Here is a 22,566-nt window from a genome sequence, read left to right on the forward strand (position 1 = left end):
ATTCGTCCTCTGAATGCGGTGGTTCGAGAGCGAACTACCGCATCCAGAGGACGAAATGCGTGGGTTCAGCGGCCCTGGTTGGCGACGGCGGCCGCGGCTTCCTTGGCGGCCTCCGGGTCCAGGTAGGTCCCGCCGGCGGTGACCGGCTTGAGGTCCTCGGTGAGGTCGTAGCGCAGCGGGATGCCAGTCGGGATGTTGAGCCCGGCGATCGCGTCGTCGGAGATGCCGTCGAGGTGCTTCACCAGCGCGCGCAGCGAGTTGCCGTGCGCGGCGACCAGCACGGTCTTCCCCGCGCGCAGATCCGGCACGATCGCGGACTCCCAGTACGGCAGCAGGCGCGCGACGACGTCCTTGAGGCATTCGGTCAGCGGGGCGGCGTCACCGAGGTCTGCGTAGCGCGCGTCGCCGACCTGGCTGAACTCGTCGGCCGGGTCGATCGGGGGCGGCGGGGTGTCGTAGGAGCGGCGCCAGAGCATGAACTGCTCCTCGCCGAACTCGTCGAGGGTCTGCTTCTTGTTCTTGCCCTGCAGCGCGCCGTAGTGCCGCTCGTTGAGGCGCCAGTCGCGCTTCACCGGGATCCAGTGCCGGTCGGCGGCGTCGAGCGCCAGGTTGGCGGTCGAGATCGCCCGGCGCATCAGCGACGTGTGCACGACGTCCGGCAGCAGACCGGACTCCGCGAGGAGCTGCCCGCCCTTGCGGGCCTCCTGCTCGCCCTGCTCGGACAGCGGCACGTCCACCCAGCCGGTGAACAGGTTTTCGGCGTTCCACGTGCTCTGCCCGTGACGCAGCAGCACCAGAGTCCCAAGCTCAGCCATGGGGTTCAGCCTGCCAGAGCGAGCGGAAGCGCCGGTCAGAGGGCCGCGCTTCGCTTTGTTTCTACGGAGAGTGCGTTACCCGCGAGTAACACCTTCACCCGTCCAGAAGACGGGTTGCCAACAAGTCCAGTTCCCCGGAAATCAGGCTGCACTCCGTTATCCCCATTTCCCAAGTTCACTCGAACGGAGTAACCGGTAGTCTTGTGATTACAGGTGGAGATCTGACAGGTTGACTACGTCCCGCGCGGCCGGATTCCACGCACTCCCCGGTTCGACGCGGGTGACGACCGCGACTCGTCTCCCCCCTGCCGAGTCGCGGCGCCCGCCGGCCCCGTTGGCATCCCCCTCGTCACCGGGTCCACCTTGGCGGGAACTTCAGCGGGGCGGCTCGAGATCGCGACTCCCCCCTCCCTCGAGCCGTCCCGCCTGTTCTCTTCTCGGGCCGCAGCCCCGAACACGCGTGCTTGAAGCCGTAACTCACGTGCTTGAAGGCGTAACTCACGCACCTCGAGACTTCCGCCCCGAGACACGCGAGTTACGGCCCCGATCACGCGAGTTACGGCTTCAAGCACGCGTGTTACGGCTCTCAGTCCAGTGGGGGCGCGGACGGCAGATCCGAAGCGGTCGCCATCGCGGGCTCCGCCGGACGGCGCCGCTTGCGCAGCCACCACACCAGCGCGGCCACGGGGACACCGAAGACCAGCAGGAACGGCACCATCGCGCCGAGCACGGTCAGCAGGCCGCCGCCGAAGGTCAGGAACGCGTCCCAGCCGTCGCCCAGCCCGCCGAGGAACCCGCTGCGGGATTCCTCCGCCGCCGCGACGGTCTCCGCCTTCACCTGCAGGGAGATGGTCGACATGGCGACACTTCCCGCCAGGCTTTCCCGCCGCTTCTGCAGCGACTCGAGCTCGGCCTCCCGGCTCGTCAGCTCACTCTCGACCGAGGCGATCTCCGAGACCGACGTCGCCCTCGCGAGCAGCGCGCGGATGCGCTCGACGCTCGCCCGCTGGGTGGCCAGCCGCGAATCGACGTCGACCATCTGCTCGGTCACGTCCGTCGCGGTGACCTCGCGTCTGATCTGCTTCCCGAGCTTCCCCAGCTGGTCCAGCACGCCGTCGAGACGCTCGGCGGGCACGATGACGTTGACCGACGCCCGCTTCTCCTGAGTGCTCTCCTGCCCCGTGTAGCCGGCGGCGCCCTGGGTGATGACGCGCACCTGCGAAATCACGTCGGCGACGTTCGGCGCGGTGAGCTCCAGGCTCGCCGTGCGCACCAGCTTGCGGTCGGCGATACCCGGCTGTCCCGCCGGCACCGGGGCCTTGCCCGGACCCGCCTTGCTGTCGGGCGCCTCCTTGTTGGCCGGCCCTTGGTTCGGCACGGCCTGCTTGGTGTCGGCCGACATCGGCATCCCGGCGGATTCACTGCTGCCGCCGGAATCGTTCGCCGAACAGCCCGCCAGTGCCAGCACGATGCCGGCGACGGCGACCCATCTCATTCGCTTGCGCATCAAGACCGTCTCCCTCCAGTGTCGCGGAAAGAGACGGAGCCGGGCTCAAACCCGTTGCACCATTCGGGTCACGAGTCGGTCAAGGCTCCGGGTTCGTGTCCGTTCGATGGCTCGACGAGATGTTTGAACGCCTGAAGGTTCGCGAGCGACTCGCCACGGGAAACGCGCCAATCCCATTCGCGTTTGATCGATTCCGCGAAACCGAGCTCCAGCAACGTGTTGAAATCGCCGTCGGCGGCTTCCAGCACCTGCCCGAGGATCTTGTCCAGCTCGGACTCGGTGACGGTGTCCAGGCCGAACCGGCCGACCAGGTAGATGTCGCCCATCGCGTCCACGGTGTAGTGCACGCCGTACAGCTTCGCGTTGCGGCGCAACAGGAACCGGTAAACGTCCTCATGGGACTCATCGGGACGGCGGCAGACGAAGGCTTCGACGGCGAAGGCGTGGTCCCCGGCGACCAGCCAGCAGTTGGTCTGCAGCTTCTTCGTACCGGGCAAGGTGACGAAGTACTTCCCCTCGCCACGCCTTTCGTATTCCAGGCCCGCATTGTCCAAAGAGGACCGCAAGGTTTCGTCGAGCGTCAAACCGCCACCTCCGCGCGCTGTTCGAGGGCACGCCGGAACGCGCCGGTCGCCTGAGCGTACGTGTCCAGCAGCCGGTCCGTCGTACGGCGCCACGAGAAGCGCCGCGCGTGGACGATGGCGTTGGCCGAAAGCTCGGCACGCCAGCCGGGCCGCAGCGCGACGTTCGCGAGCGCGCCCGCCCAGTCCTTCGGGTCGTGCGAAGGCACGAGCAGCCCGGAAACCCCGTGCGGCACCGCGACCGGCAGCCCGCCGACCTCGGCCGCGATCACCGGCGTCCCGCAGGCCTGCGCTTCGAGCGCGACCAGCCCGAACGACTCGTTGTAGCTCGGCACGGCGACGATGTCGGCCGCGCGATAGACGTCGACCAGTGACTGGCCGGGCTGCGGCGGCATGAACCGGGTCTGCTCCCCGATTCCGAGGGTGACGGCCAGTTCGCGCAGGGCCTGCGGCTGCTCCAGCCCGGTCCCGGAGGGGCCGCCGACGATCAGCACCACCAGCCGCGACGCCAGCTCCGGCCGCTCGCGCAGCATTTCGGCCGCGGCGAGCAGGAGGACGTCCGGCGCCTTCAATGGCTGGATGCGGCCCGCGAAGGCCAGCACGATCGCGTCCTGCGGCAGCCCGAGCGCCCGGCGCGCGGCGGGCCGGGATCCGGGGGTGAACCGGTCGAGGTCGACGCCTGGCGGGATGGCGTGCACGGAATGCGGGTCGGCGTCGTACAGCTCGATCAGCTCGCGGGCCTCGACGCGGGTGTTCGCGACCAGGCAGTCCGCCTCCTCGACGACCTGCTCCTCGCCGATCACGCGGGTGCGCGGCTCCGGGGTGTCGCCGTCGGCGAGCGCGGCGTTCTTGACCTTGGCCAGGGTGTGCGCGGTGTGCACCAGCGGCACGCCCCAGCGGTCGCGGGCGAGCCAGCCCGCCTGGCCGGAAAGCCAGTAGTGCGAATGGATGAGGTCGTAGTAGCCCGGCTCGTGGAACGCCTCGGCCCGCAGCATCCCGGCGGTGAACGCGCACAGCTGCGCGGGCAGCTCGTCGCGTCCCAGCGGCTCGAACGGCCCGGCCGGGATGTGCCGGACCAGCACGCCGGGCGCCAGTTCGGCGATCGGGGGCTGATCCGAGGACGTCGCCCGCGTGAACACCTCGACCTCGACGCCCCGGCGGGCCATCTCGGTGGCCGTCTGGCTCACGTAGACGTTCATGCCGCCGGCGTCGCCGGTGCCCGGCTGCTCCAGCGGAGAGGTGTGCAACGACAGCACCGCGACGCGCCTGGGCGCGGCGTCGAACCCGTGCAGGGGGATCGTCACCTGGTCAACACTCCCGAAGTCCTACTGATCGGCGAACCGGCGCAGTAGATCACCGAACTCGTCCGCCGCTTCGGCGAACGGCAGATGCCCCACCTCAGGTAGCCAACGCACGACAGCCCCCTGAATCTTCCCCGCCGCGTATTCCGCCGACGTCGGATCGATCACAGCGTCCGCGAGACCATGGATGATAAGTGCCGGTTTGTCCAGATCGCGAAGTACGTCCTCGCTCCCGATGTCGCGCCGGAACAGCGCGGAGCGCACCGCGGGCGGGGTCGAAAGACAGGCTCCGAGCAACGACTGGGCGAGCGTGCCGGACACCGGGGCGGCCGTCATCCGCTCGCTGAACTGCACCAACGCGGGAATCGCGACCGACGGATCGTCCGAAAGCACCGCCGGGATGGCGTCGCGCATGGCGGGCCCGACCTTGCCGCCGGGCCGGTTCTTGCCGATTTCTGTGATGGCGCCCACAAAAACGACACCGCCGAGCCTCGACGAGCCGTGCACGCGGAGGTAGTCGGTGATCACCAGACCGCCATAGGACCAGCCGACGACGATCGCGTCCTCACCGGCGAAGTCGAGGACCGAGGCGAGGTCTTCGGCCCAGACGCGCGGATCGTCGTATCCGGCGGAGGGCACCTCGGAGTCGCCGTGACCTCGCAGATCCATCGCCACCAGGCGGAATCGCTCGCTGAGCGCGGGATCCGCCAGCTGCGGTGCCCAGGCCTTGGCGGACTGGGCCCAGCCGTGCACGAACACGATCGGACGGGTGTTCTCGGCGCCCTCGACCCACAAGCCGATGCGGGTCCCGCCGTAGCCGACTACCTCGGTCTTCATGCCCGCACTTTATGAGGTCGGCCGGGGTGGTCGTGAGCGCGATTCGGGTTCGCTCGGCCTGCCGGTGTCGCGAAAGCCACTTTCAGGACGTCTGATGTCCCGAAAGTGGCTTTCGCGACATGCGGATGCCGATCGGCCTCAGTGGCACGGCCCGCGCGCAAAGGGCCTACTTGATCGCGGACAGGGCCTTCCAGGACTTCCAGTCGTAGAACCAGTCCTTGACGTCCGATTTGGTCGGGCTGCCCAGTTTCGAGCCGGTGATCTCGACCGGGTCGCCGATCATCGCCGTGTCGAAGTACTTCTTCGCGTCCGCGTCGAGCAGGTTCACGCAGCCGTGCGAGGTGTTGGCCTTGCCGATGTTCGCCGCGTTGTCCTGGTTCTCGTGGATGTACTCGCCGTTGTTCGAGATCCGGCAGGCCCACTTCTTGTTGACGTTGGTGTAGCCGTAGCGCGCGTTGTCGAACCGCGCCGTCGGCTCCTTCGTCATCACGATGAACGTGCCGTTCGGGGTGTTGCGCTGGACGTCGGAGTCGAGGCCGTTCGAGCACGGGTAGCTCGCCGATTCCGCGCCGCCCCGGTAGACCTTCATCACGTGGTCCGGGGTGTTGATCTTGACCACCTGATTGCGGCCGATCTTGAACTCGGTGGTCACGTCGGCCTTGCCGTACGCGCCGCCGCCGAGCGCGACGCCGTAGAGCTTCGCCTCGACGCTGACCTTGATGTTCGCGGGCCAGTACTCCTTGGGCCGCCAGTCGACCTGCGTGTCCGACAGCCAGCCCCAGGAGCCCTCGACGTTCTTGTCGGTCTTCACCGTGAGCGCCTTTTCGGCGGCCGCCTTGTCCTTGACCGGGGACGCGAACTTCACGCTGATCGGCATCGCGACGCCGACCTCGGCGTCGTCGGTCGGGTTCAGCGTGGCGCGAACCTCCTTGGCGGGTTTGACCGTGCTGAACGAGCCCTTGAACTCGGCGGGCTTGTTGTCGCTGCCGGTGGCCTTCGCGGCGTACGTGTACGTCTTGCCGTAGCCGAGGACCTCGGTGCTGGTCCAGGTGAGCCCGTCGGGGGATAGCTCGCCCTTGACGTCCTTGCCGCCCTCCCCGGTGACCTTGACCTCGGTGAGCTTGCCGTCGGCGACCTTCACCACGACCGGCGTCACCACGGAGGCGTCCTTGGCGTCGGCGGCGGGTTCGGCGGTGATCTTGGCGACCGGGGCGGCGTTCTGCTCCCCGCCGCTGCCTTCCGGCTTGGCGTTCCCGTCTTCTCCGCTGGAGCAGGCAGCGGCCAGCATGGCCGCCCCCGCGGCGAGCGCGGCCTTGAACACCGTGCGCCGTTCGATCACCTTGTACCTCCCATGAAGATCCCCGTTTCCCCGCGAGCCCCTACCCGCTCAGCGCCGGGAACCTCTCCGACGTTACCCGCGGCGACGGAAGTCACCCGCGCCCCTCACGGGGATAGACGCACAGGACCGGCACGGGGTTGTTCACCCTCCCGCATTTCGTCCTCTGAATGCGATCTTTGCGCGTGCAAGTACCGCATTCAGAGGACGAAATGCGGGCGGAGGCTAAAGCGCGCAGTTGATCAAAAGGGGTTCAGGATGCAGCGAAACGCCGAAGCGAGCTTCGACGCCGTCGCGCACTTCGCGCGCCAAAGCGAGAAGGTCCTCTGTCGAGGCCTTGCCCCGGTTCGTGAGCGCGAGCGTGTGCTTCGTCGACAGCGAGACCCTGCCGCCGGGCCCTTCGTGCCCCTTCGCGAACCCGGCCCGCTCGATCAGCCACGCGGCGGACAGCTTCGTGCCGCCGGGCGCCGGGTACCGCGGCACGCGCACGTCCTCGCCGACGACCTCCACGATCCCCGCCAGCACCTTCGCCAGCCGCGCTTCGCCGATGATCGGGTTGGTGAAGAACGAGCCCGCGCTCCACGTGTCGTGGTCGTCGGCGTCCAAGACCATGCCCTTGCCGCGACGCAGCCCGAGGACGGCTTCGCGTGCTTCGGCCGCAGGGACCCGGTCACCGATCTCGACACCGAGCGTGCGAGCGAGTTCGGCGTAGCGGATCGGGGCGGAGAGGCCGTCTTCGGTGACCTTGAAACGCACGGTGAGCACGACGCCCGCGTCGGTCCCCTTCAGGATCGACGTGCGGTAGCCGAAGCCGAGCTCTTCGGCGCTCAGCGTGCGGATCTCGCGGGTGGCGCGGTCGTAGAGGTCGACCGAGACCAGCGACTCGGCCACCTCGCAGCCGTACGCGCCGACGTTCTGGATCGGTGTCGCACCGACCGAACCGGGGATCCCGGACAGGCATTCGAGACCGCCGACGCCCTTCGCGACCAGATCCTCGACGAAACCGTCCCAGTTCTCCCCCGCCGCGACCTCGACGAGATCCCCGTCACGTGTCCAGCCGGTGGTGCCGACCTTCAGCACTGTGCCGTCGAAGCCGTCGTCGGCGACGACGAGGTTCGAGCCGCCGCCGAGCAGCAGCACGGGCTCACCGGCGTCGTCGGCCTCGCGGACCGCGTCGACCAGGGCCTCCACGGTCTTCGCCTCGGCATAACGCCGTGCCGGACCGCCGAGGCGCAACGTGGTGTGGTCGGCGAGGGTGGGAGTTTCGGCAGTGCTCACGCCCGTGAACGGTACTGTCTGGCGCCATGGCCTCCCGTATCGAGCACCGATCGACGTTCTCCGCAGACCTCGCGACCACGTTCGACGCGGTCGCCGGCGAGGCGGCGCTGCGGGCGAGGCTGGAGCAGATCGGCGGCGACGACGCGGAACTGCTGGAGTACGCCCCGGCCGGGGACGGCGTGCGGTACAAGCTGCGCCAGGGAATCAGCTCGGACAAGCTCCCGTCGGCCGTGCGGACGCTGCACCGGGGCGATCTGATCGTCGAGCGGGAGCAGACCTGGAAGGCCGCCGGATCCGGCTACACCGGCACCGCGACGGCGTCGGTCTCGGGCGTGCCGGGCGAGATCACCGCCAAGACGTCGCTGACCGGCGAAGGCGAGCGGACGACGCTGGTCAACAGCGGCGAGGTCAAGGTGCGGATCCCGTTCGTCGGCGGGAAGCTGGAAGGCGTGATCGCCGAGCAGGTCACCAAGCTGCTGGAACGCGAGGCCGAATTCGTCGCGAAGTGGCTGGCCGAGCGCTGAAACCGGTCGGGGCACCGACACGGGGCACGACCAACCCCAACCGGCTCCGCCGCGTCGACCGCTGGCTGGCGAGCGACCCTGGCGTGACCGGGCTGCTGCATCGCGCGGACGAACCGCTCGTGGTGGACCTCGGCTACGGCGCCTCGCCCGTGACCACGGTCGAGATGGCGCGCCGGCTGCGCACCGTCCGGCGCGACGTCCGGGTCCTTGGCCTGGAGCTGGACGCCGAACGGGTCGCCGTCGCGCAAACCGCCGTCGACCGGCCGTGGCTGGACTTCCGGCGCGGCGGCTTCGAACTCGCCGGGACGCGGCCGGTGCTGGTGCGCGCGTTCAACGTGCTGCGCCAGTACGACGAGGCCGAGGTCCCGGGCGCCTGGTCGCTGATGCTGGACGCGATGGCGCCGGGCGGACTGCTCGTCGAAGGCACCTGCGACGAGATCGGCCGGCTCAGCACCTGGGTCGCGGTCGGCTCCGGCGGGCCACGCAGCCTGACCCTGTCCGTCCATCTCGCCAGCCTGGAACGTCCGTCCACAGTGGCCGAACGACTGCCCAAGATCCTCATCCACCGCAACGTTCCCGGCGAACGAGTCCACGAACTACTGTCCATTTTGGACATCTGCTGGGCGACGGCGGCGCCGCACCAGAACTTCGGCGTCCGCGCCCGCTGGGCGCATACCGTCCATCTGCTCACCGCCCGGGGCTGGCCGGTGCTGAACCGGCCGTCGCGGTGGCGGCTGGGTGAACTCACCGTGCCGTGGTCGTCGGTGGCCCCGGACTAGGAATTCACCGGTCGAACCCCGCTCCGTCACCCCAAAGCGACCTGCGGTGATCACCATGGAACCGTGGAACTGCTGGAGTACGTCACCGGGCTGCTCGAGGGCACGCTCGGATCGCCCTGGCTGTGGGTGATCGTGTTCCTCGTGTCCGGGTTGGACGCGCTCCTGCCGTTCATGCCGAGCGAGACCACCGTCATCACCGTCGCCGTCCTGATCGGCACGGACTTCCCCCAGCTGGCGCTGCTCGCGCTGATCGCCGCGCTCGGGGCCTGGCTGGGCGACTGCCTCGGCTACACCGTCGGCGCGGCCGCGGGGCCGCGAGCGCTCGCCCGCCTGCAGCGCGGCCCGGACGGGGTCCGGCGCTACGAATGGGCGAAGATCCAGGTGCGGCGCAACGCCGTCCTGCTGATCCTCGCCGCCCGCTACCTGCCCGGCGGCCGGGTCGCGAGCGGGCTCGCCAACGGCAGCCTCGGCTACCCGCCGCGCAAGTTCGTCCCGCTCGACGCCCTCGGCGCGAGCATCTGGGCGGTGTACAGCGTCCTCATCGGCCTCGTCGGCGGAGCGGCCTTCGCGGACGAGCCGGAGAAGGGCCTTCTGCTGTCCTTCGCGCTCGGCCTGCTGCTGGTCGCGGCGATCGAGGTCGGGCGGCGGGTCCGCGTCCGGATACTGACCCGGCGCCGCGCGGCGGCCGAGACCAGCGACAATGGAGTCCGTGTCGAACCCTGAACGTCGCTATGTGATCTCCTTCGGCTGCCCTGACCGCACCGGCATCATCGCCCGTATCTCGGGTTTCCTCGCCGAACACGGCGGTTGGATCGTCGAGGCGGCGTATCACACGGACCCCGACACCGGCTGGTTCTTCACGCGCCAGGTCGTGCGCGCCGACTCGCTCCCGTTCGACGCCGCCGGACTGCGCACCCGCTTCGCCGACGTCGCGAAGTCGCTTTCGGCCGAGTCGAGCTGGCAGGTCAGCGACACCGGTGAGCGGCGTCGTGCCGTGATCCTCGTCTCCAAGGCCGGGCACTGCCTCTACGACCTCCTCGGCCGCGTCGCCTCGGGCGAACTGGACGTCGACGTCGCCGCCGTCATCGGCAACCACGCTTCGCTGGGCGACATCACGCGCGCCCACGGCATCCCGTTCCATCACGTCCCGTTCCCCGCCGGTGACGCCGAGGCCAAGGCGTCCGCCTTCGCCGAAGTGCGGAAACTGGTCGACGAGCACGACCCGCACGCCGTCGTCCTCGCCCGGTTCATGCAGGTCCTGCCGCCGGAACTGTGCGAAGCCTGGGCCGGGCGGGCGCTCAACATCCACCACAGCTTCCTGCCGTCGTTCGTCGGCGCGCGGCCGTACCACCAGGCCCACGCGCGCGGGGTGAAGCTCATCGGCGCGACCTGCCACTACGTCACCGCGGACCTCGACGCGGGCCCGATCGTCGACCAGGACGTCATCCGGGTCGACCACGGCGACTCCGTCGAGGACATGGTCCGCAAGGGTCGCGACATCGAGAAGGTGACGCTCGCGCGCGGGCTGCGGTGGCACCTCGAAGGCCGCGTACTGGTGCACGGGAACCGGACTGTCGTGTTCTAGGCGCTGTCCCGTGGGTCTGTTCGATGGGCTTCGTGTTCCAGGTGGTTCCTGGCGGTGCGGGCGGGTCGGCCTCGTACCGGGTCGTACTCGGCCGCGCCCGCCCGTGCCGTCAGGGAGCACCTGGGCGCGAAGACCGCGGACAGACCCACAGGACAGCGCCTAGTGGTTCACTGGGGTCATGGGGACCTCAGAGATCAAGGTGATCGAGACGCGCGAAGCGCTGCGTGAGCACCTCGGCCACCCGGCCGAGCGCACCAAGGGGAAGATCATCCCCTTCCTCGATCCGCACGCGCGCACGCTGATCGAGCACTCGCCGTTCTACCTGCTGGCGACGGCGTCGTCGGACGGGACCTGTGACGTCTCGCCGCGGGGCGACCCGGCCGGTTCGGTGAAGGTGCTCGACGACAAGACGCTGGTGCTGGCGGACCGCCCGGGCAACAAGCTGCTCGACAGCCAGACCAACATCCTCGAGAACCCGCACGCCGGGCTGCTGTTCGTGATCCCGGGGATGAACGAGACGCTGCGGATCAACGGCCGCGCGAAACTGGTCGCGGACGCGCCGTTCTTCGACGACCTCGTGGTCAAGGGGAAGCGGCCCGCGCTGGCGATCATGGTCGAGGTCGAAGAGCTGTACATGCACTGCGCCAAGGCTTTCCTGCGGTCGTCGCTGTGGAAGCCGGAAACCTGGCCGGAGCGGTCCAGCCTGCCGACCGCCGGCCAGATCTTCCGCGACCAGATGAAGCTGGACATGTCGGCGGAGGCGCTGGACGCCGCGCTGACGGAAGGCGCGCTCACGACGCAGTACTGAGCCGAAGGACGCCTTCCTCGCATGAGATGCGGGGAAAGCGTCCTTCGCTTCAGGGTCAGACGCGGACCAGCATCTTGCCGGTGTTCGCCCCGCCCAGCAGGTCCAGGAAGGCCTGCGGCGCGTTGCGGATACCGTCCACAATGGTCTCCGAGTACTTGAGCTCACCGGAGGCGACCAGCGGCGCGACCTCCTTGACGAACTGCGGCTGCAGCGCGAAGTGGTCGCCGACCAGCATGCCGCGCATGGTGAACCGCTTCGCGATGATCGACGCGAGGTTGCGCGGCGCCGCGGCCGGTTCGGTGTTGTTGTAGACCGAGATCATCCCGCAGATCGCCATCCGGCCGTGCAGGTTGATCGAGTCGATCGCGGCTTCGAGGTGCTCGCCGCCGACGTTGTCGAAGTACACGTCGATACCTTCGGGCGCCGCCGCGCGCAGCTGCTCGACGACCGGGGCGTCCTTGTAGTTGAACGCCGCGTCGAAGCCCAGTTCGTCGGTCAGCCACTTGACCTTTTCGTCGGTGCCCGCGCTGCCGATGACCCGCTTCGCGCCCTTCAGCTTCGCGAGCTGGCCGACGACGGACCCGACGGCGCCCGCCGCGCCGGACACGAAGACGGTGTCGCCCTCCTTGAACTCCGCGACGTCGAGCAGTCCGGCGTACGCGGTGAGCCCGGTCATGCCGAGGACACCGAGGTACGCGGTGACCGGCGCGGCTTCGGGGTCGACCTTCACCGCGTGCTTCGCGGCGACGACGGCGTGCGAACGCCAGCCGAGGCCGTGCAACACGATGTCGCCGGGCTTGAAATCGTCCACGGTGGACTCGAGCACTTCACCGACGGCGCCGCCGTGCATGACCTTGCCGACCTCGTACGGTTCGGCGTAGGACTTCGCGCTGCTCATCCGGCCGCGCATGTACGGGTCGACGCTCAGCACCTGGTTGCGGACCAGGATCTCCCCTTCGCCCGGCACCGGGATCTCGACGTCGGCGATCTCGAAGTTCTCGAGCGTGGGGACGCCGTGCGGACGGGAGGCGAGCCGGATCTCGGTTGCGTTCACGAGGTAACTCCAAGTCTGTCGCTCAAGCGGGGCGATCGCCCCGTATTCACGCCGGGTACAACGAGCGAACCGGGGCGACCATTCCGGTTGTGGCGAGCACTACACGACCTCGGCGAGTTTGCCGAGCACTCCCTCGTAGATCCGCTTGAGCCCGCCGGGCGCGAAGGTCTTCTCGAAGAAGCCGCCGATGCCGCCCGCGCCGTCCCAGGTCGTCTCGATGCGGACGACGCTGCCGTCCGGCACCTCGCGGACGGTCCAGGTGGTGACCATGCTGGAGTTCGCGTCGGTCTCGACGATCGTGCCTTCGGACGGCTCGGTCACCGTCGCCGCGACGTCACGCACGCGCTTCGACGTGGCCTGCAGCTTCCAGCGCGCCTTCGTGCCCGCGCCGGCCCCGCCTTCGGTGACCTCGTAGTCGCGGTAGTGCTCGGTGAGCAGCTTCGGCCGGGTTTCGGCGTAGTCCGCGACGAGCGCCCTGACCTTGTCCGCCGGCGCCTCGATGGTGCGCTCCGCGATGGCCGTGACCTTTCCCATCCCACTCCCTTTCACCCGTGTTGCAACGACAGCGTCCACGATTCCACCGGTGCTCGCAGCCGGAGCGGGCGCCCCCTCGGCGCAAGTACGTGAAGGCCCCCTTCACTGCGTCTAGCGCAGTGAAGGGGGCCTTCACGTACTTCATCCCTAGATGAGGGACTTCTCCTTCAGCCAGTCCTTCGCGACGTCGGCCGGCTTCTCACCGTCCGAGTCGACGCGCTTGTTCAGCTCACGCAGCTGCACGGTGTCGAGGGCCTTGCTCACCGCGTTGACCGCGGCCACGAAGTCGGCGCCGCGCTCGTCGAGGACCTTCTTGCTCACGGCGGGCACGACGTTCTCGGTCGGCACGATGCCGAGGTCGTCCTCCAGCGCCACGAACTGCGGGTCGCCGACGAGCGGGCTCACCGAGTCGACCGGGATGACGGTGACCTTGCCGGACCGCAGCTGCTCGACGCGCGGGCCCGCCTCCTGCACGGTCTGGAACGTGGCCTTCAGCTTGTAGACGTCCGTGAAGCCCTTGAAGCACGGAAGCCGCTCCGCGCACTCCGGCCCGCCCGCGACGATGACGTTGTCGACCTTGGACAGGTCGCTGATCTTCGTGAGGCCCTTCTCCTTGGCCAGGTCGGCCTTCACGATGTAGGTGTTCTTGTTCTCCGCCGGCGAGTAGTCCAGCAGACCGATGCCGTCGGGCTCGAACAGCTTCTTGAGCTGCTCGTGTTCGGCCTGCGCGTCCTTCGCGGCCTCCTTGCCGTATCCGGTGCTGATGGCGGCGCCCTGGTATTCCGGGATGAACTGGAGTTCGCCGGATTTCAGCGCCGGGTAGATCAGCTCGCGCGTAGCGAGGTTCAGCTTGCGGGTGATCGGGAAACCCTCGGCCTCCAACGCGTTCGCGTACAGCTCGGCGAGGATCACGCTGTCGGTGAAGTTGAAGGAAGCCACCACGATCGGTGCCCCGCCCTTGGTCGGCGCGGCCGGGGCCGGCGCGTCGTCTCCGCCCCCACAGGCGGTCATACCGAGGATCGCGGCGGCGAGCACCGCGCCCACTCGAACATTCCGTGTCCAGCGCACGTGCACACACTCCTATGACTCGTTCAGAGGAATGAACCGTATCCCCGGGTCACGACAGAATCCACATTTTGAGAGTTGCGCCCCCTCCGCTCCCAGACAGCGGAATCGGGCCGCCCGATCGGGGTAAGGTCGGCCGGTGCGAGCATCCTCCGTGTTCCCCGTTCCCACCCAAGGCGGACGGCCGCTCTTCGAGTGGCGGTGGGTGGACCGCAACCTCGACGAGATCTTCGAGCGGCTCGGCGAGCACATCACGCTGACCGCGGCGGCGCTCGCCATCGGGCTGGTGGTGTCGATCGGTGTTTCCGTGGTTTCGCTGCGTCGCAAGTGGTTCTACGTCATCGCGCTGGGCACGGCGGGTTCGCTGTACGTCATCCCGAGCCTCGGCGCCTTCGCCGTGCTGGTGCCCTTCACCGGGCTGACGTCCTTCACCACCGCGGTGATCCCCTTGGCCACGTACACGTTGCTGATCCTCATCCGCAACATCGTCACCGGTGTCGAACAGGTGCCCAAGGAAGTCCGCGAAGCCGCGATAGGCATGGGTTTCACGCGTGCGCGGCTGCTGTGGCAGGTCGAACTCCCGCTCGCGCTGCCGGTGGTGATGGCGGGCCTGCGGGTCGCGGCGGTGACCACGATCGGGCTCGTGACGGTGACCTCCATGCTCGGCAAGGGCGGCCTGGGGTACTTCATCCGCAACGGCATCCAGACCGCGACGCCGAATCCGACGTCGATCATCGTCGGTGTCGGGCTTTCCGTGGCCCTGGCCGTGGTGGTCGATCTGCTGCTGTGGCTCGGTGGGCGCGCGCTGGCGCCGTGGTCGCGGAAGGCGGCGTCGCGATGAGCATCATCGACCAGACCATCGAGTGGTTCGGCGAACCGAACCGCTGGAGCTGGACCGATCCGGCGGGCGTGCCGTACCGGACGGTCGAGCATCTGCAGTTCTCCTTGCTGGCGCTGGCGATCTCGGCCGTGCTGACGATCCCGCCCGCGCTGTGGCTGGCGCACTACCGCCGCGCGCAGTTCCTCGCCACGAGCGCGGTGAACATCGGCCGCGCGATCCCCAGCTTCGGGCTGGTGATCCTGTTCTGGTTCCTGGCCGCCCGGCTCGAAGCGGACACGAGCTTCTGGCCGTTGATGCTCGCGCTGGTGGCCTTGGCGCTGCCGCCGCTGTTCACGAACACCTACGCGGGCGTCATCCAGCTGGAGCAGGAAATCGTCGACGCCGCGCGCGGAACCGGCCACCGCGAGTGGCAGATCATGCTGCGCCTGGAGTTGCCGCTGGCGTCCCCGGTCATCCTCGCGGGTGCCCGCGTCGCTTTCCTGCAACTGGTGGCGACGGTCGCGATCGGCGCGATCGTCAACGACGGCGGCGGGCTCGGACGGTACATTGTGGACGGTTTCGCCCTCGGCGAACCCGGCCACGGCGAGATCCTGGCGGGTGGCATCGCGGTCGTCGTGCTGGCTTTGGTGTGCGAAGGCGTTTTCGCGCTCGTCACGCGCTGGGTGACCCCGCGCGGGCTGGTGATCCAGTCCCGCGCGGATGCCCGCACCTGAGCGCTGCGACCAAAGCCGCCACCTCCGGCCCCAAGGCCCGATCCTCTTCGACAGGCGGCACCAGCCCACTCAGCCACTCGTAAGCGGCACGAAGCCGGGGCGAGCCGTCACCGGCGGCCAGCCACCTCGCCTGCGAACCCGTGATCAGCTCGCAGGCGGTGATGGCGAACATCCGCGCACAAGCGTCACGGAGCTGATTCCCCGCCGCCCAGGCGAACGCCTGCACGTCCTCCTGTCCGCCGGAAGTATCGACGGAGCCCAGGGTCGCGGGCGTGGCCAGCCGCCGCAGGGCATGCAGCTCCCCCACCGCGCGTTTGTGCAACGGGATCAGCCCCGCCCGCGGCCCCGGCTCCACCGCGAGCTGCGCGGGCAGGCCGCTGAACCGCTCGTCGAGCAACCGGTGCGTCCGCTGCACGCTCACCTCGCCGACATGCACCAGCGCCGCCGTCACCGCGTCCATCCGCAGCCCGAGTTCGACGGCATGGAATCCCGTCGTGGACACGAATTCGCCGTCGAGGAAGGCGGGCGAGTCCGTCGGCGCCGAACGCCGCAGGACCTCGCCCAGCTCACCGTTCACCCGCGTCAGATGGGCGATCGCCCGCGGCGCGACACGCACCGAAACCGGCGCCTGGACGACTCCCTGGCGCTCCGTGGCACCGTCGAGCAAGCCGCCGATCCCGGACAGCACCGACTCCAGCACCTGATCGTCTCCCGCCAACGCGGGGCGATAGACCGCTTGCGGCGCACCGAGAACGTCGATCGCGATCGCGGCGGCCAGTATCTGGAGATTCGCCACCTGCTGGACCTCGGTCCGCGCGAAGGCGGCGAGCGTCTCCGCCAGCGGCGAGCCCTGGATGAGGGTCGCGGCCTCCTTGAGACCCGGCTCGTACGGCTCCGCCAGGATCTCCGCCGCGGGCGTCTCGACCCCGTCCACCAGTACGGTCCCGACGCCGAGGAACGTCTGGAAGGCGTGCGCCAGCGGGATGATCTCGCCGGCGCTGCCCAGCCCCGTCCGCGGCACGGCGGGGGTGAACCCCTCGTTCAGCCGGTCGACGAGGAACGTCACCAGCTCCGGGCTCGCGCCCGCCTCCGGCGCGAGCAGATCCCGCAGGCGCACCAGCAGCAGCCACCGCACTTCGTCGGCCGAGAGCCACGGCGGACCGCCGACGGCACGGCCGATCAGCAGGTTCCGCTGGTGCGCGCTCGACGCGGGCGCGGCGATCCCAGCGAGCCGCCCCATCCCGGTGTTCACGCCGTAGACGGGGCGGTCGGTCAGCGCGGCGAGGACACGGGCACGGTTCTCGCCGAGCTTCGCCAGCAACGCGGGATCGATCTCCAGTGACCCGGCCTCGAAGGCCGAGGCCAGCGAGAAGTCCTTTGTGGACAGCCTCACTCGACGGGGCGCGCGAGCCCGTCGATCACCTCGGCACCCGGCAGGGACGCGAGGACCGGGCCAGGGATCAGCAGCTTGCCGCCGCGGATACCGCTGCCGATGACCAGTTCGGGTTCGTCGGCGACGCGCTGGTCGATCAGGATCGGCCATTCCGCGGGCAGCCCGACCGGCGTGATGCCGCCGTACTCCATTCCGGTGAGCGAGACGGCCTCGTCCATCGGGGCGAAGGACGCCTTGCGCACGTCGAGACGGCGTTTGATCACGCCGTTCACGTCGGCGCGGGTGGTGGCGAGGATCATCGCGGCGGCGAAGCGGACCTCACCGGCGCGTTTACCGGCGACGACGACGCAGTTCGCGGACGCGGAAAGCGGGGAGCCGTACGCCTCGCAGAAGGCGGCGGTGTCGGCGAGCTCGGCGTCGATCTCGACGACGCCGACGGCGTCCGGATCGGGCAGGGCGGCGAGCGCCTTGGCGACGGGTTCGGCGAGCAGGTCCGTGCGGGAGAGGGCGGGGACGACGGTGAGGCTTCCGGCGATGGTCCAGGTGGTCACAGGCCCACCCTAATCACCAGTTACGGCCGCCGCGTTGCACCTCGATGAGCTTGGGGCGGACGTCCACGAGGTAGACCAGGACCGCCACCAGCGCGGGCAGCCACAGGATCATGCCGCCGCCGTAGAACTGGAAGAAGGTCAGCACCACGGTGGATCCGCCGGTGATGAGCATCCAGATGGGCTTGGTCTTCCGATCGGCGGCCGAATACGCGTCCGCACGCTGCAACAGCGCATGCACGAAAGCGAACAGCCCCGTCAGCGCGCCGCCCCAATGGATGGCGATGAGGATCCAGGTGGCAACGAACACGGAATCAGCTTACGTCAAACCGGGCGAATGACCCGGGCCCCCGGCACCGAAGGCGGTGCCGGGGGCCCCGGAGTTCACGCGGACCTTACTTCTCGGTGGTCTTCGGCGCGGTGGCCGGCTTCTTGGCGGCCGGGCTGGTGGTGGTGCGGCGCGCGGTGGCCGTGGTCTTCGGCGCGGTCTTGTTGGCGACCTTGCGCGAAGCCGAGCGGGTCTCGTGCGCGAGGTCGTCGCCGATCTCCTCGACCTCGTCGGCGATCTCGCCGGCGACCTCGGTCACCTTGCGGGCGGTCTTCTCGCCGACGGAACGGGTGCCCTTGGTGACCTTGCCGAGCACGGTGTCGATGCGCTCGCGGGCGTCGGTGGTGGCACCCTCGACGCGGTCCTGCGCGGTGCTGATCGCGTCCTCGAGCTGCTCGATGGCCTTCTTGACCTGCGGCTGCGCGGCGATCTTGTCCCACGCCTGCTCACCGGACTCGGCCAGCTTGTTGTACAGCTTCAGCGCGGCTTCGGTGTACTCGTCGATGACCTTGCGCAGCTCGGCCGGGTCCAGCTTCTCGCGGAGACCCTCGACGTCGTGCGGGAGCTCCTCGATGTTCTTGCGGGCGCTCTCGCTGCCCTCGACGACCTTCTCCTTGGCCTTGGCGACGGCGTCGACGACGGCCTGGCCCGCCAGGTTGCCGGCGCCCAGCGCGGCCAGCAGCGGCGTGCGGACCTGGTCGAGGGCGGTGTGCTTGCGGTCGTTCTTCGTGGCGGTGGTCATGCTGACTCCTTGGATTCGGTGGCTTGTTCTGGGGTTGACGCCACCGGCTCTGGCTTCGCGGCGGCGTTCTCTCGGCGGAACGATTCGTAGACGTCGAGCAGGACCTGCTTCTGCCGTTCGGTCAGCTCGGTGTCGGCGCGGATCGCGTCGCCGACCGGGCCGCCCATCGGCAGATCGAGGATTCCCGCTTGCACGTAGAGCGCCTCGGCCGAGATACGCAGGCCCTTGGCGATCTGCTGCAGGATCTCCGCGCTGGGCTTGCGGACCCCGCGCTCGATCTGGCTCAGGTACGGATTGGACACGCCGGCGAGTTTCGACAGCTGCCGCAAGGAGATCTTCGCGTTGCTGCGCTGCTGGCGGATGTACTCACCGATGTCGGAAGCGATGTCCGCGACCTTCTCCATCGGCCCACCCGATGGGGGCTGATCCCGGTCGTTGCCTGACATCGGTCACCTCCTCGCGACGCCTTCAACGCTACGCCCGGGTGCTAGCAATTGCAAGCACTCTGCTTGCAACCATCGGGTGTGTTGGTGCTCACCCCGCTACCGTGGAGGGATGTCGAACGCGACGCGGCTGCGGCGGCGCCTCGTCGAGCATCTGCTCGCCGAGGGCGTGCTGCACGACGCGCGCTGGATGACCGCGTTCCGCTCCGTGCCCAGACACGTCTTCCTGCCGCGGTTCTTCGTCCCGGCGGCGAACGGCTGGGCCGCGGTCGAAAGCGGCGACGACGAGTGGCTCCGGCGCGTCTACTCCCCCGATGTGCTGGTCGTCCAGCTCGACGACGACTCCGGGCTCTGGGAACGGGCGCGCTATCTCGGCGCCCAGCCGGGTACGCCCACGAGTTCGTCCAGCCAGCCGTCGATCATGGCGATCATGCTCGAAGAGCTCCGGGTCGCCGACGGGCATCGCGTCCTGGAGATCGGCACGGGCACCGGCTACAACACCGCCCTGCTGTGCCATCGGCTCGGCTCCGGGCTCGTGTACACAGTGGACATCGATCCGGAACTGGTCGACGCCGCGCGCAAACGTCTGGCGGAGATCGGCTACGCGCCATCGTGCGCGGCGGCCGACGGCGCCGAGGGATTCCCGGCCGGCGTGCTCTACGACCGGGTCCTGTGCACCTGCTCGGTTTCGTCGATCCCGCCCGCTTGGCTGGAGCAGACGATGCCGGGCGGGCTGATCGTCACCACGCTGAACCGGCCGATCGGCGGCGGGCTCGTCCGGATCGTCGCGGGCGAAGGGGCGACGGGACACGGGCGGGTGCTCCCCCGCGACGGTCGCTTCATGCCGCTGCGCGCGCACCGCTTCAAGCCGTCGAAGGCGCTCGAAGGCGACGTCTCGTGGCGGCCGACCCGGCTGCCGATGGGGGTGCTCACCGAAGTCCGCAGCCGTTTCGAGTTCTTCGCCGGGCTTCACCTTCCGGGCGTGACGGCCGCACGGACCGGCCAGAGCACCACGCTGGTCCATCCGGACGGCTCATGGATGCGGCATCGGCAGCGGGGCGGCGAGTTCGAGGTGGCCGAAGGCGGCCCACGGCGGCTCTGGGAGATCGTCGAGGCGGCCCACGAGGACTGGCTCGCCCTCGGCGAGCCGGGGCGCGACCGGTTCGGGCTCAGCCTCGACGGCGAAGACCAGGTGATCTGGCTGGATTCACCCGACGGGCGCGTTTGGCCGCTGCGTCCCTGAAAGCAGGCCTCGCACCCACTTCTCGACGTGATCGACGGCGTCGTCCACCGGGATGTGGGTGGTGTCGAACAACTCGACCGGCGGATCCATCGAGGGCGCTTCCGCTTGCAGCCACTCGTTGAACTCCAGCATCTCCTCGACGCGCTCCTCGTCCCACTCGCGCCAGGCCGGCCGCGCGAGCAAACGCTTGCGCAGCGCTTCGGGCTCGCTGACGAGCGCCAGGTAGTGGATGTCGGAGAAGAAGACGCGCTCGGGCAAACGCTCGAATTCGGGCGGCGCGACGGTGCCGCAGAGCACGACCGGCCGCCCGTTCTGGTGCAGCATCGCCGCCATCCGCAGCCAGGTCGAGCGGAACGCGGGATGGCCGGGGACGTCGTCCCGCAGCGCCCCGGTCCACAACACGTCCTGTTCGACCACGAGCGCGAGATCGCCGAGGCGTTCCGCGAGCCGCGGCCCGACCGTCGACTTGCCGGCACCGCTCGGGCCGGTCAGCGCGAAGAGCGGAAGGCGCCGGAACGGCCACTGGTGCGCGCACACGGCGCACACCAGCAGCCCGCTCTCGACTCGTGGCCGTTCGGCGCGATCACCGCAGGCCGGGCAGATCTTGAGATCGAGGACCACGGTCAGTCGAAGAGGCCCTCGAGGAAGCCACCCTTGCGACGCTTGTGGCCGTAACCGTGCGGCGAGTCCGCGTAACCGCCGCGGTGCCCCCTGGGCGAGTCGGCGTAACCGCCCCGGTAGCCCTTCGGCGAGTCCGCGTAGCCGCCGCGATGCGGCCGCGGGGAGTCCGGCCGTCCGTAGTGCGGCGCCGGCGCGTGTCCACCTCCCTGGTACGGCGGGGGCGGCTGGTGCCCTCCGCCGTAGTACGAGTTCTCGGCACCGGCGATGGCTTCCAGCTCACCCCGGTCCAGGAAGATGCCGCGGCATCCCTGGCACTGGTCGATGTGGATGCCGTTCTTGTCGACGGTCTTCATGGCGTTCTGGCACTTCGGACAAATCACGTATCAGAGATTACGCATTTTTCTCGCCCGAGGTCAGCAGGCGCACAGACAAAACGGGTGCCCGGCCGGATCCGCGTAGACGCGGAAGGTCTCCGGCGAGTCGTCGAGCAGCTTCGCGCCGATGGCCAGCGCGCGTTCGTGCGCGGCCTCCAGGTCGGTGACGTCGAGGTCGACGTGGGCCTGCTGCGGGTTCTCGGCGGACGGCCACGCGGGCGGCCGGTGGTCGGGCACGCGCTGGAACGAGAACCGCGCGCCGCCCTCGGGGTTCCGCAAGGTCACCCAATGGCCGTCTTCGGCGACTTCGGCCGGCTGCCAGTCGAGCAGCTCGCGGTAGAACTCCGCCAGCGCGACCGGGTCCGGGCAGTCGAGGGCCACCGCGCCGAAGGTCGGTACCGCACCCATGGTTCAGCCTCCAGAATGATCGAGTAACCAGTGAAACGAGTATGAGGGTTATCGGAGCCGATGACAACCGGTGTCGCCCGTACACTGGGCGAGGTGAACACCGACGCGTCCCTGGTGGTCGAGTTTCTGAACACGGTGAACGTCGAACGCGGCACCGACCTCCTGGACGATCTGGAGTCCTGGCAACACTGGGCCCGGGATCATCGGCTTCGCGCGGATACCCCCGCGGCCGCGCGCGAAACCCGGGACGCGCTGCGGGCCGCGATCGGCGACCCCCGGCTGCCCCGGCTCGGCCTGCGCGCGCCGGCGGAGATCGTCCTCGGCCCGGAAGGCCCGCTGCTGGTCTCGGAAACGGTCTGCGAGGCGGTGATGGCGGCGTCGACGCGGCTGACCGTGCTCGGCGAATGGATCCGGCTCAAGATCTGCCCGGCGGACGACTGTCTTTGGGCGTTCTACGACGAGTCGCGGAACCGGTCGAGGACGTGGTGCTCGATGCGGGCCTGCGGGAACCGGGAGAAGGCGCGGGCCTGGCGGGCGCGGACGGCGGACATCTCGACCTGAGCCCACGACGACGTCGCGAAAGCCACTTTCGGGACATCAGAGGTCGCGAAAGTGGCTTTCGCGACACCGGCCGCGAGCTAGGCGGCGGCCTGCCTCAGGAGTCGAGCACCCGCCGCATACCCACGGTCCCGGGCGCCGTCTCGACGAACCCGTGCCGTTTGNGTCGCGAAAGCCACTTTCGGGACATCAGAGGTCGCGAAAGTGGCTTTCGCGACGCGACTTTGGCGAGGCGGAGGGCAGGACGGCACTCCGGGCACCAGAGAGGTTGCGAAAGCCACTTTCGCAACCCCCGGCGCCGCCCCACCCCGGGAACCCGAGGCACCCGAACGACCACAACTTCTGGTGTC

At 69.2% G+C, this 22,566-nt stretch carries 27 protein-coding genes; 9 read left to right on the forward strand and 18 right to left on the reverse strand.

Features of this window, described 5'->3' with window-relative positions; genetic code table 11:
* Positions 1-65: 65 nt before the first annotated feature.
* The 7 genes from ACXIZN_RS30990 to ACXIZN_RS31020 form a co-directional block, all read right to left on the reverse strand.
* Positions 66-815: a phosphoglyceromutase gene (locus ACXIZN_RS30990; protein WP_034310552.1), complete on the reverse strand. Its 750-nt coding sequence runs from the start codon at positions 813-815 to the stop codon at positions 66-68.
* A 586-nt stretch (positions 816-1,401) separates the two neighbouring features.
* The gene (locus ACXIZN_RS30995; protein WP_457958587.1) at positions 1,402-2,322 is read right to left on the reverse strand and encodes a DUF4349 domain-containing protein; all 921 of its coding nucleotides are present in this window, start codon (positions 2,320-2,322) and stop codon (positions 1,402-1,404) included.
* A gap of 68 nt (positions 2,323-2,390) precedes the next feature.
* Positions 2,391-2,906, reverse strand: coding sequence for a type III secretion system chaperone family protein (locus ACXIZN_RS31000; RefSeq protein WP_034310547.1), 516 nt, complete (start codon positions 2,904-2,906; stop codon positions 2,391-2,393).
* Positions 2,903-4,207: a D-inositol-3-phosphate glycosyltransferase gene (mshA, locus tag ACXIZN_RS31005; protein ID WP_457958589.1), complete on the reverse strand. Its 1,305-nt coding sequence runs from the start codon at positions 4,205-4,207 to the stop codon at positions 2,903-2,905. Before mshA ends, ACXIZN_RS31000 begins: the two co-directional genes overlap by 4 nt.
* Before the next feature lie 21 nt (positions 4,208-4,228).
* Complete coding sequence (locus ACXIZN_RS31010) at positions 4,229-5,041, reverse strand: alpha/beta fold hydrolase (RefSeq protein WP_457958590.1); 813 nt, start codon at positions 5,039-5,041, stop codon at positions 4,229-4,231.
* A 166-nt stretch (positions 5,042-5,207) separates the two neighbouring features.
* Complete coding sequence (locus ACXIZN_RS31015) at positions 5,208-6,380, reverse strand: L,D-transpeptidase (protein ID WP_457958591.1); 1,173 nt, start codon at positions 6,378-6,380, stop codon at positions 5,208-5,210.
* 222 nt (positions 6,381-6,602) lie between these two features.
* On the reverse strand, positions 6,603-7,655 hold the full coding sequence (locus ACXIZN_RS31020; protein WP_457958593.1) for a UDP-N-acetylmuramate dehydrogenase: 1,053 nt from the start codon (positions 7,653-7,655) through the stop codon (positions 6,603-6,605).
* 26 nt (positions 7,656-7,681) lie between these two features.
* On the opposite strand from ACXIZN_RS31020, the gene ACXIZN_RS31025 reads away from it, so the two are divergent.
* The 5 genes from ACXIZN_RS31025 (at position 7,682) to ACXIZN_RS31045 (ending at position 11,351) form a co-directional block, all read left to right on the forward strand.
* The gene (locus ACXIZN_RS31025; RefSeq protein ID WP_192747693.1) at positions 7,682-8,179 is read left to right on the forward strand and encodes a DUF2505 domain-containing protein; all 498 of its coding nucleotides are present in this window, start codon (positions 7,682-7,684) and stop codon (positions 8,177-8,179) included.
* A complete protein-coding gene (locus tag ACXIZN_RS31030) occupies positions 8,161-8,958 on the forward strand; it encodes a class I SAM-dependent methyltransferase (RefSeq protein WP_457958595.1) in 798 nt (265 codons plus the stop codon). The genes ACXIZN_RS31025 and ACXIZN_RS31030 overlap by 19 nt, the downstream gene beginning before the upstream one ends.
* A 63-nt stretch (positions 8,959-9,021) precedes the next feature.
* Positions 9,022-9,681: a DedA family protein gene (locus ACXIZN_RS31035; RefSeq protein WP_257489390.1), complete on the forward strand. Its 660-nt coding sequence runs from the start codon at positions 9,022-9,024 to the stop codon at positions 9,679-9,681.
* Positions 9,659-10,543: a formyltetrahydrofolate deformylase gene (gene purU / locus ACXIZN_RS31040; RefSeq protein ID WP_457958598.1), complete on the forward strand. Its 885-nt coding sequence runs from the start codon at positions 9,659-9,661 to the stop codon at positions 10,541-10,543. Before ACXIZN_RS31035 ends, purU begins: the two co-directional genes overlap by 23 nt.
* A gap of 178 nt (positions 10,544-10,721) precedes the next feature.
* Positions 10,722-11,351: a pyridoxamine 5'-phosphate oxidase family protein gene (locus ACXIZN_RS31045; protein WP_457958599.1), complete on the forward strand. Its 630-nt coding sequence runs from the start codon at positions 10,722-10,724 to the stop codon at positions 11,349-11,351.
* 55 nt (positions 11,352-11,406) lie between these two features.
* On the opposite strand, the gene ACXIZN_RS31050 is transcribed toward ACXIZN_RS31045, so the two are convergent.
* From ACXIZN_RS31050 to ACXIZN_RS31060, 3 genes are all read right to left on the reverse strand, one after another.
* Positions 11,407-12,405, reverse strand: a complete 999-nt coding sequence (locus tag ACXIZN_RS31050) for an NADP-dependent oxidoreductase (protein ID WP_457958601.1) — start codon at positions 12,403-12,405, stop codon at positions 11,407-11,409.
* A gap of 99 nt (positions 12,406-12,504) precedes the next feature.
* Positions 12,505-12,939, reverse strand: a complete 435-nt coding sequence (locus tag ACXIZN_RS31055) for an SRPBCC family protein (protein WP_457958603.1) — start codon at positions 12,937-12,939, stop codon at positions 12,505-12,507.
* A 147-nt stretch (positions 12,940-13,086) separates the two neighbouring features.
* A complete protein-coding gene (locus ACXIZN_RS31060) occupies positions 13,087-13,983 on the reverse strand; it encodes an ABC transporter substrate-binding protein (protein ID WP_457958605.1) in 897 nt (298 codons plus the stop codon).
* Between the two features lie 175 nt (positions 13,984-14,158).
* Here ACXIZN_RS31060 and ACXIZN_RS31065 point away from each other — a divergent pair, with 175 nt between their 5' ends.
* Together ACXIZN_RS31065 and ACXIZN_RS31070 are read left to right on the forward strand one after the other, a co-directional pair.
* Entirely contained in the window at positions 14,159-14,845 is a 687-nt protein-coding gene (locus tag ACXIZN_RS31065) for an ABC transporter permease (protein WP_457960640.1), read from the forward strand.
* Positions 14,842-15,558 (forward strand): ABC transporter permease, encoded by a 717-nt coding sequence (locus ACXIZN_RS31070; RefSeq protein WP_457958607.1) that lies wholly within the window; start codon positions 14,842-14,844, stop codon positions 15,556-15,558. The genes ACXIZN_RS31065 and ACXIZN_RS31070 overlap by 4 nt, the downstream gene beginning before the upstream one ends.
* Here the strand turns inward: ACXIZN_RS31070 and ACXIZN_RS31075 are convergent.
* From ACXIZN_RS31075 to ACXIZN_RS31095, 5 genes are all read right to left on the reverse strand, one after another.
* Positions 15,497-16,951, reverse strand: a complete 1,455-nt coding sequence (locus ACXIZN_RS31075) for an aromatic amino acid lyase (protein ID WP_457958609.1) — start codon at positions 16,949-16,951, stop codon at positions 15,497-15,499. The two genes, ACXIZN_RS31070 and ACXIZN_RS31075, sit on opposite strands and share 62 nt — an antisense overlap.
* Entirely contained in the window at positions 16,948-17,502 is a 555-nt protein-coding gene (locus ACXIZN_RS31080) for a YbaK/EbsC family protein (protein ID WP_126733191.1), read from the reverse strand. The genes ACXIZN_RS31075 and ACXIZN_RS31080 overlap by 4 nt, the downstream gene beginning before the upstream one ends.
* Positions 17,503-17,515: 13 nt before the next feature.
* Entirely contained in the window at positions 17,516-17,809 is a 294-nt protein-coding gene (locus tag ACXIZN_RS31085; RefSeq protein ID WP_034310520.1) for a DUF2516 family protein, read from the reverse strand.
* Between the two features lie 85 nt (positions 17,810-17,894).
* Positions 17,895-18,569, reverse strand: a complete 675-nt coding sequence (locus ACXIZN_RS31090) for a hypothetical protein (protein ID WP_457958611.1) — start codon at positions 18,567-18,569, stop codon at positions 17,895-17,897.
* Positions 18,566-18,973 (reverse strand): helix-turn-helix domain-containing protein, encoded by a 408-nt coding sequence (locus ACXIZN_RS31095; RefSeq protein ID WP_457960641.1) that lies wholly within the window; start codon positions 18,971-18,973, stop codon positions 18,566-18,568. Before ACXIZN_RS31095 ends, ACXIZN_RS31090 begins: the two co-directional genes overlap by 4 nt.
* Positions 18,974-19,124: 151 nt before the next feature.
* Here ACXIZN_RS31095 and ACXIZN_RS31100 point away from each other — a divergent pair, with 151 nt between their 5' ends.
* Positions 19,125-20,255, forward strand: coding sequence for a methyltransferase domain-containing protein (locus ACXIZN_RS31100; protein WP_457958613.1), 1,131 nt, complete (start codon positions 19,125-19,127; stop codon positions 20,253-20,255).
* On the opposite strand, the gene ACXIZN_RS31105 is transcribed toward ACXIZN_RS31100, so the two are convergent.
* From ACXIZN_RS31105 to ACXIZN_RS31115, 3 genes are read right to left on the reverse strand one after another with little or no spacing between them, the layout of a single operon-like run.
* The gene (locus ACXIZN_RS31105; protein ID WP_457958615.1) at positions 20,220-20,876 is read right to left on the reverse strand and encodes an AAA family ATPase; all 657 of its coding nucleotides are present in this window, start codon (positions 20,874-20,876) and stop codon (positions 20,220-20,222) included. The two genes, ACXIZN_RS31100 and ACXIZN_RS31105, sit on opposite strands and share 36 nt — an antisense overlap.
* A 2-nt stretch (positions 20,877-20,878) precedes the next feature.
* Positions 20,879-21,256: a zf-TFIIB domain-containing protein gene (locus ACXIZN_RS31110; protein WP_091598040.1), complete on the reverse strand. Its 378-nt coding sequence runs from the start codon at positions 21,254-21,256 to the stop codon at positions 20,879-20,881.
* Between the two features lie 33 nt (positions 21,257-21,289).
* Entirely contained in the window at positions 21,290-21,658 is a 369-nt protein-coding gene (locus tag ACXIZN_RS31115) for a VOC family protein (RefSeq protein ID WP_457958616.1), read from the reverse strand.
* A 93-nt stretch (positions 21,659-21,751) separates the two neighbouring features.
* Here ACXIZN_RS31115 and ACXIZN_RS31120 point away from each other — a divergent pair, with 93 nt between their 5' ends.
* On the forward strand, positions 21,752-22,219 hold the full coding sequence (locus ACXIZN_RS31120; RefSeq protein WP_371878878.1) for a CGNR zinc finger domain-containing protein: 468 nt from the start codon (positions 21,752-21,754) through the stop codon (positions 22,217-22,219).
* Positions 22,220-22,566 lie beyond the last annotated feature (347 nt).

Source organism: Amycolatopsis sp. TRM77291 (assembly GCF_054166285.1).